6 protein-coding genes and 1 pseudogene are annotated in these 6,379 nt (G+C 66.8%); 2 read left to right on the top strand and 5 right to left on the bottom strand.

Annotated elements, in window-relative coordinates; all coding sequences use genetic code 11:
- Nucleotides 1-100, bottom strand: a pseudogene (locus IG78_RS47265) (IS5/IS1182 family transposase); the annotation flags it as partial.
- Nucleotides 101-435: 335 nt separating this feature from the next.
- Between IG78_RS47265 and IG78_RS49955 the strand changes: the two are divergent.
- Nucleotides 436-600, top strand: a complete 165-nt coding sequence (locus IG78_RS49955; RefSeq protein ID WP_157856067.1) for a hypothetical protein — start codon at nt 436-438, stop codon at nt 598-600.
- A gap of 155 nt (nt 601-755) precedes the next feature.
- On the opposite strand, the gene IG78_RS0140530 is transcribed toward IG78_RS49955, so the two are convergent.
- The 4 genes from IG78_RS0140530 to IG78_RS0140515 all read right to left on the bottom strand — a co-directional run bounded on the left by IG78_RS0140530 (nt 756) and on the right by IG78_RS0140515 (nt 3,173).
- A complete protein-coding gene (locus IG78_RS0140530) occupies nt 756-956 on the bottom strand; it encodes a hypothetical protein (RefSeq protein WP_030574613.1) in 201 nt (66 codons plus the stop codon).
- A gap of 112 nt (nt 957-1,068) precedes the next feature.
- Nucleotides 1,069-1,542, bottom strand: a complete 474-nt coding sequence (locus tag IG78_RS0140525) for a hypothetical protein (RefSeq protein WP_030574611.1) — start codon at nt 1,540-1,542, stop codon at nt 1,069-1,071.
- Nucleotides 1,539-2,261 (bottom strand): hypothetical protein, encoded by a 723-nt coding sequence (locus IG78_RS49950; protein WP_030574608.1) that lies wholly within the window; start codon nt 2,259-2,261, stop codon nt 1,539-1,541. The genes IG78_RS0140525 and IG78_RS49950 overlap by 4 nt, the downstream gene beginning before the upstream one ends.
- Nucleotides 2,262-2,267: 6 nt before the next feature.
- Nucleotides 2,268-3,173, bottom strand: coding sequence for a hypothetical protein (locus IG78_RS0140515; protein WP_030574605.1), 906 nt, complete (start codon nt 3,171-3,173; stop codon nt 2,268-2,270).
- Between the two features lie 197 nt (nt 3,174-3,370).
- Here IG78_RS0140515 and IG78_RS0140510 point away from each other — a divergent pair.
- The coding region (locus IG78_RS0140510; protein WP_157856066.1) for a Tn3 family transposase at nt 3,371-6,379 on the top strand (3,009 nt) is incomplete at its 3' end.

Genomic DNA, 6,379 nt, shown 5'->3' with positions numbered 1-6,379 from the left:
AGTCGATCGCACACCGCGACCAGTCCAGCTCCCCGCGGGAGCCGAGCTCGTCCAGGACCAAGCGGTGCAGCTTGGCCCAGACCCGGGCCTTCGACCACTGCCCGCGGATCGCTGCCGTGCGCCCTGGTCTTGCGCGGCTCGGGGCTGGCAAGTAGGCCGTCTTCGACCCAGGAGATCACCATCCTGGGACTGGCTTTCACGCCCAGCGCGAGCGCGTCCGCAACCAGATCGGCCGACGTCCCCTCGATCCACGTGGCGGTCCAATTCCTGTGCACAGCGCCGAACTTACATCGAGATTCGGGCCTCGGAAGCTGCATTCAAAGCACGTCCTCCATAAGGCTTGAGACCAGCAGAGAGACTCACCCCGCACCGGATCCCTGCCAGGGACACGGGGTGCGGGGGCAGCTGACTCATCACCTGAACGGAGACCGTGTCATGTCCCACCGTACGCACCGCACCGCTCTGAAGCGGCGACGCGAACGCCACTGTCTTGTCCAGGCCCTCGGGCAGGCAGCGTTCTACGCCGCTGCTGCCACGCTGGCCGGCGGGTTGGTCCGCAAGCTGCTCCATCTGGCCCACATGTCCGCCTCCTCGTGCTGACCTGAACGCCAGAGAGATGCCGCGTCCGGGCCTGCCGAGCGCGGCATCTTGGTCGGCGCCCGGCTGCGAGTAGAGGGCTGCAGCTTCGTGCCGGGGGGGACACGGAGCGCGTACGACAGAAAACATGGCAGTTCCGGCGTAGCGAGCTCTGAGGGCTACTGCGGGTAGAACCCGGTGATGCGGTAGGGCTGCTGCTGATAGTGGACTCGGAAGCCCATGACCCACTCCTCGGACAGGTCATCCACGACGATCAGCCGTGGGTCGGTGCGTGCGGTAGGACGGTGCAAAGGCATGGCTACGGGTACGGGGCACTCGCCGAACAGGGACTGTGCGTAGAAGGCCGGGGCGGTCACCATGCGCCCTACGAGCGGACCGGTTGAGTGGTACTCGGCGGGCAACTGGTGCAGAAAGCCGTCGAGTTCAATGGCGCGACGGTGCGATGACGCGGGCGGGGGAGCAGGTACAGGTTCATCGCGCCACAGTCCGGTCACCGGTGGAAGTGAGGCCGTAGCGCATCCAGGACCGGAGCATGGCAGCGGTGTGGATCCTTCCGGTACCCGTGGCCCGGTGCCCGTTGAAGGCCCAGCCGGTGACCTCCAGGAAGGTGCCTTGGCCGGTACGGAGATCGAGCGCGAGATTGAGGATGACGGGCCTCTTGGCCATAACGAACCCCTGCCAGGCCCGCTCCCAGCGCAACAACGTGCCGAACTGCGGGTCGTCCCAGACCATCAGGCGGTGCGAGCGATGAGCGTCACGGCAGTCCAGGATCCACAGGTCGGCGTGGGCCTCCCGGCCAGCGACTTCAGCGGCTGGCAGCGGGCGGGCCTGCACTTCAGCCCGCTTGCCGCAACGCAGTTGACAGTCGGCGCGGCGGTTGCCGAGGGTAATCTCGGTGGCCACGCCCCATCCCTTGATCTCCTTGTGCCACGCGGACTCGGTCACAGGGCACCCGCGTAGCGCAGGAGTTCCGCATCGTCCTCATCCAGGCCGAGAGCCTGCGGTCCGACTTCGGTGAGCAGGTCCGCGACGGTGAAGATGCCAGGAAGGTTATCGATGCCGGCGACCAGGCGGTCGTAGCGTTTGACCAGGGCGAGGATGCGGTTTCCGCGCGCCCGGTGCCTCTTTGCTCCTTGGGTGGACTCCTTGGCCTGCTGGTCGAGCCGGTCGGCCTCCCTGAAGTCGCGTTCGGCAAGAGGGGGCAGGACCTCGACGATGCGGTCGAGGTCTTGCAGTACGAGCTGCCGCGCGGTCTTCTCTGTCAGTTCGCCGCCCTCGCCAAGGACGACCTTCGCGACGACCTGGTCGTCGGAGGCGCCGGCGCGTGGGCTGGGAACGTTCGCGTCGTCCGGGGCAGTGGGGGTGGTTCCGCACTCGGGGCCCTGGAGGGTGGGTTCGGTGTGCGTAGGGCCGGGTGGTCCGGCCAGGGCGGCGAGTCGGATCTCTTTGGTGACCTTGTTGAAGGAGGTGGTGCACATCGTCTTGACCGCGCGGTCGAACACCGCGTGGTAGTCGGCCGACAGCACTTTGATCTTCGATCGGACGGTCGCCTGGAGTCGGGCGAACTGCTCGCTCTCGTTTCCGCCGGCGAGAATGCAGCGGAGGGCTTCACGGTCGAGGATGTCGCGCACGGTGTTGGAGTAGCGGCCAGCTGCACTGGGCATGGGTTTCTACTTTCCAGTCAGGAGTCGGATGGTGCGGGGGCGCTGCTGCAAGACCCGGGTGGCCCAGGAAGTGACCGAGTCGCGGATGGACTCGACGGACTCCCATACGTCGGGGTCATTCACGTCCACGAAGTCCTCGGGGCCGAGGAGCAAGATCTCCCTGGCCTTGTGGACCAGTCCGAAGTAGCGGATGGTCCAGTCCGCGTGCGGGTCGCGCTCCTCATGGCCGACGAGCTCGTCGAGTAGGGCTTCGTCCGCGCTGGGGGCCGGTCGCATCTGTGCGCGGACGTAGCGCGCGACGTCCTGGTCCTTCAGGACTTCCCGCACGGCGGGTTCCCGTAGCACGGCCAGCACTGCCGCCGGACTCTTGGTCAGCTCGGCCAGGACGGCCTCGCGGACCTCTTCTCGGCCGAGCTGTGCCACGATTTCTGCGGGAGGCTCAGCCCCGCCCGTCAGGCCCAGTGCCAGGCGGAACTGTGACGCGTCCAGCGAGACGGGCCACCCCGCTCGCTCGGCATTGCCGAGCCGTTCGAGCAGCAACTGGACGCGGCGGGCACGCTCTTGGGGGTCGGTGACGCAGGCGGTGGTCACGCACTTCCACGGGACGTGAATGGCGGAGGCGAGCAGCCGTTCGCGAAGCGCGGTACCGGCAAGGCGCGTAACCCGCAGGTATGTATCCAGTGTCTCCGTTGCGTAACCGAGCTGCTGGGCCAGCTGTTCCAGGGCGCCGGCTGCGTCGGACGGTGCACCGTCGGCGATCTCGGCACAGACGTCACCGAGGCTGAAGCGGGCCGCGAGCTGTGCCCGGGACGCCCGGATGTCCGCCTCGGCGCAGGCTCTCGCGCGTCTGAGCTGGTCCTCGGTATAACCGGAATCGGTGGCCCCGTCCGGCTCGATCCATACGTTCTCCATGGCCGGGGACCGTAGGCGGCCCCGGCTGCCGTGCGCGCGGCCCCTCCCCGGATCGGACCAGGCGAAAAGCCTGCGACGACGAACTTTGCAGAACCGTGTGCTAAGCGCCGAACCGGTGGCGTAGCCGTTTGACTGACCGTGCCGCATGCCTTGAATCTGCACGTCGTCGTAGTCGGATTTGCAGTGAGGCGTACAAGATGAGCACCAGCCCGAGCTTTCCCCTGGGCCGGGATTACCCGTCAATTCCCGAAGGAGATCTGCCGGAGGGCTTGTTGGCCCTCTTCGACCTCACCGAGTCCGAAGTCGAGCTAACCCTGGCCAAACGCGGGCCGCAGAACCGCTTGGGCTTCGCCATCCAGCTCACCTGCCTGCGAGCCCTGGCCCGGCTCCCCAAACCGCAGGAGATCGCTTCACTGCCGCGGCCGGCCGTAGAACACGTGGCGGCCCAGCTCGACATCGGCGACGGTATGGCCGTCCTGGGCACGTATGGCACGCACGACGGGCTGACGCGGCGTCATGCGCAGGAGATCAGGTCGGTCTGCGGCTGGAAGCCGTACGACAAGGGTGAGGCAGCGCTGAAGAGCATGCTGGTGTCGCGCGCCACGTACACGGAGGAGGGAGTCAGGGCACTCCTGCGGCGCGCGGTCGCCTGGCTGCGGGACGAGCGTGTCGAGTTGCCCGGCGAGCGCGCCCTCACCGACCTGGTCCGATCGGTACGAGGGGAAGCCGACCAAAGGATGTGGCAGGCGCTCCTGGCCCCGTACGCGGATCGGCTGCCCGAGCTCGATAGCCTGACCGCAGTCCCGGACGACGAGCGAAGGTCGCCGCTGGCCGAACTGCAGCGCGGGCCGGGCAAGCCCGCTTGGGCGAACCTCGAGCGCGCCTTCGAACGGAACAATGCGGTTCAGTTGCTTCGGCTGCCTCCTGTGGACCCCCGGGCTCTCTCCCCGCGACGCCTGGCGCACCTCGCCCGGTTCGCCGCGAACCATGAGGCGCAGAGGGCGAAGCGACGCGCCGCGACGGTGGCCGCAGTTGGCCGCCTGACCGAGACCGCCGCGGACGACGCGGTCGACATGCTGGTGCACCTGATCGCCAATGACCTCATCGGAAGGGCGCGACGCAAGACCGACAAGGAGCGATCGGCGAGCTTCCCCGACCTCGCCTACGCTGCCGCCGTCATGCGGGAGGTAGGCAAAGACCTGCTTGCCGCGCGACACGAAAAGGTAGACACCGCCACGGGCGAAATCACCCCGCCCACCGCGGACACCATGACGCTGGGGGAATTCCTCAACCAACGTGAGGACCTGGCCGCGTTCGAGGCAGCCGTCACAGTGGCCGGGGAACTGGCGCCGGCGATGGGATCGGACTCGGACGAGGCGCGCCGCGCCAAAATGATCGAACGGATCGATCTCCTCAAGACGTACCTGCCGCACATCGTCCAAGGACTGGCGTACCGGGCTGGCACGCCGGAAGCCAGCCGAGTCCTGGATGCCCTGTGGTCGTTGACCGAACTGATCGACCGCCCCGACATCAGCCGCGCCGAGGTCGATGAGAGCCTGTTGACCGGGTCATGGAAAGAACTCGCTCTCCGTGCGCCGCACCTAGCGCCCGACACGGTCGACACCGCGGCCTACGCCTTCTGCGTGGTGGAGCGGTTCTACTCCCGCATCCTGCGGCGCGAAATCTTTGTCGAAGGCGCCTCGAAGTGGGGCAACCCGGAAGCGGGCTTGCCGTCGGCGGAGGAGTGGGCGGCGCTGAGGGCCTCGGTAGCGAAGAGCCTGGGGCTTCCACTGGGCGCGGCCGACCACCTGAAGCGGCTGGGCCACGAACTCCACACCAAGACCCGTGTGGTCGCCGAGCGCTTGCCGAAAGGTGGGCAGATCCAAATCGGTGACGGAGGCCGGCTCGTCCTGTCCACGGCGCCTCTTCCGCCAGACCCCCGACTGCGCAAGGTGACCACGGAACTCACGGGCTGGTTGCCCAAGGGCGACCTTCCCCAACTCATCCTGGAAGTTCTCACGTGGACCCGGGGCACCGAGGTGTTCACCACACCAAGCGGCGAGCCCCCACGTCAACGCGACTTCGATATCACCCTGTCCGCCGCCCTGGTCGCTCTGGGCTGCAACGTCGGCGTGGAGGCCGTCGCCGGTAACTTCCCCGCACTGAATAGGAGGCACATCACCTACGTCATCGACAACTTCCTGCGACCTGATCGCCTGGAAGCACTGAACAACCGTCTGCTGGCGAGGCAGTCTCAGCTGGCAGTCGCCGCGACATGGGACGGTGGTCACATGGCATCCGTGGAGGGCCAGCGCATGGTCGCGCCCCCGAACGCCATCCAGGCCCGCCTGTCTCCGCGCGGCGCCGCCCACGTCACCCATCTCACCCTCCTGTCGGGCCAGGCCATGGGCCTCAGGAACGAGGTCGTCGCTGGATCCGTCCACACCTGCCTGCACGTACTCGATGTCCTCAACGACCGCCGCAGCAATGCCCTCAAGGCCAACAACCCCCGCAGCCAGAACCCACAGAAGATCGTCGCGGAAGCTGGTCCGCACCAAGAGATCATCTTCGGTCTACTCGCGCTCTCCGGCTACACCTACACCCCCACAGCCGCTGACGTTACTGACATCACACTCGCCCGCATGGATACCGCCACCGGCGAGGACTACGGCCCCCTGCAGCAAGCCACCCGCCAGAAGATCGACACCGCGCTCATCGAACGGCACTGGGACGAGATGCTCCGCCTCGTCGGAGCGGTCCACCTCGGCCGCGTACGGTCTGCAGACGCGATCCGCATGGTGGTCCGCAACAGCACCCCCACTTCGTTGGGCAAGGCCCTCGCCCACTACGGGAAGATCTTCAAGACCGCGCACATTCTGGACCTCATCGACAATCCCGATTACCGCCGTCAGATCGAAACGCAGAGCATCCGCCACGCCCAACGCCACGAGCTGGCCGCGAAGATCTACCACGGCACCGAAGACCGCATCCACCGCTACCAGACCGGGATGGAAGAACAGCTCAGCGCACTCGGGCTGATCGTCAACATGGTCGTACTCTTCAACACCGCCTACATCGACTTGTTCCTCGCGAAGAAGACCAGCCACCTAAGAGATTATCTCATTTGGCTCGGTAGGCTTTGGGGCGTGACAGGGATCGTTGAGCGGTTGGTGCCGGATGAGCTGTGGGAACTGTTTCAGCGGGTG

Origin of the sequence: Streptomyces aureocirculatus, assembly GCF_000720475.1 — a bacterium.
GTDB classification, from domain to species: domain Bacteria; phylum Actinomycetota; class Actinomycetes; order Streptomycetales; family Streptomycetaceae; genus Streptomyces; species Streptomyces aureocirculatus.
Note: the sequence above shows the minus strand (reverse complement) of the source record. Positions and strands in the feature narration are given on the sequence as shown.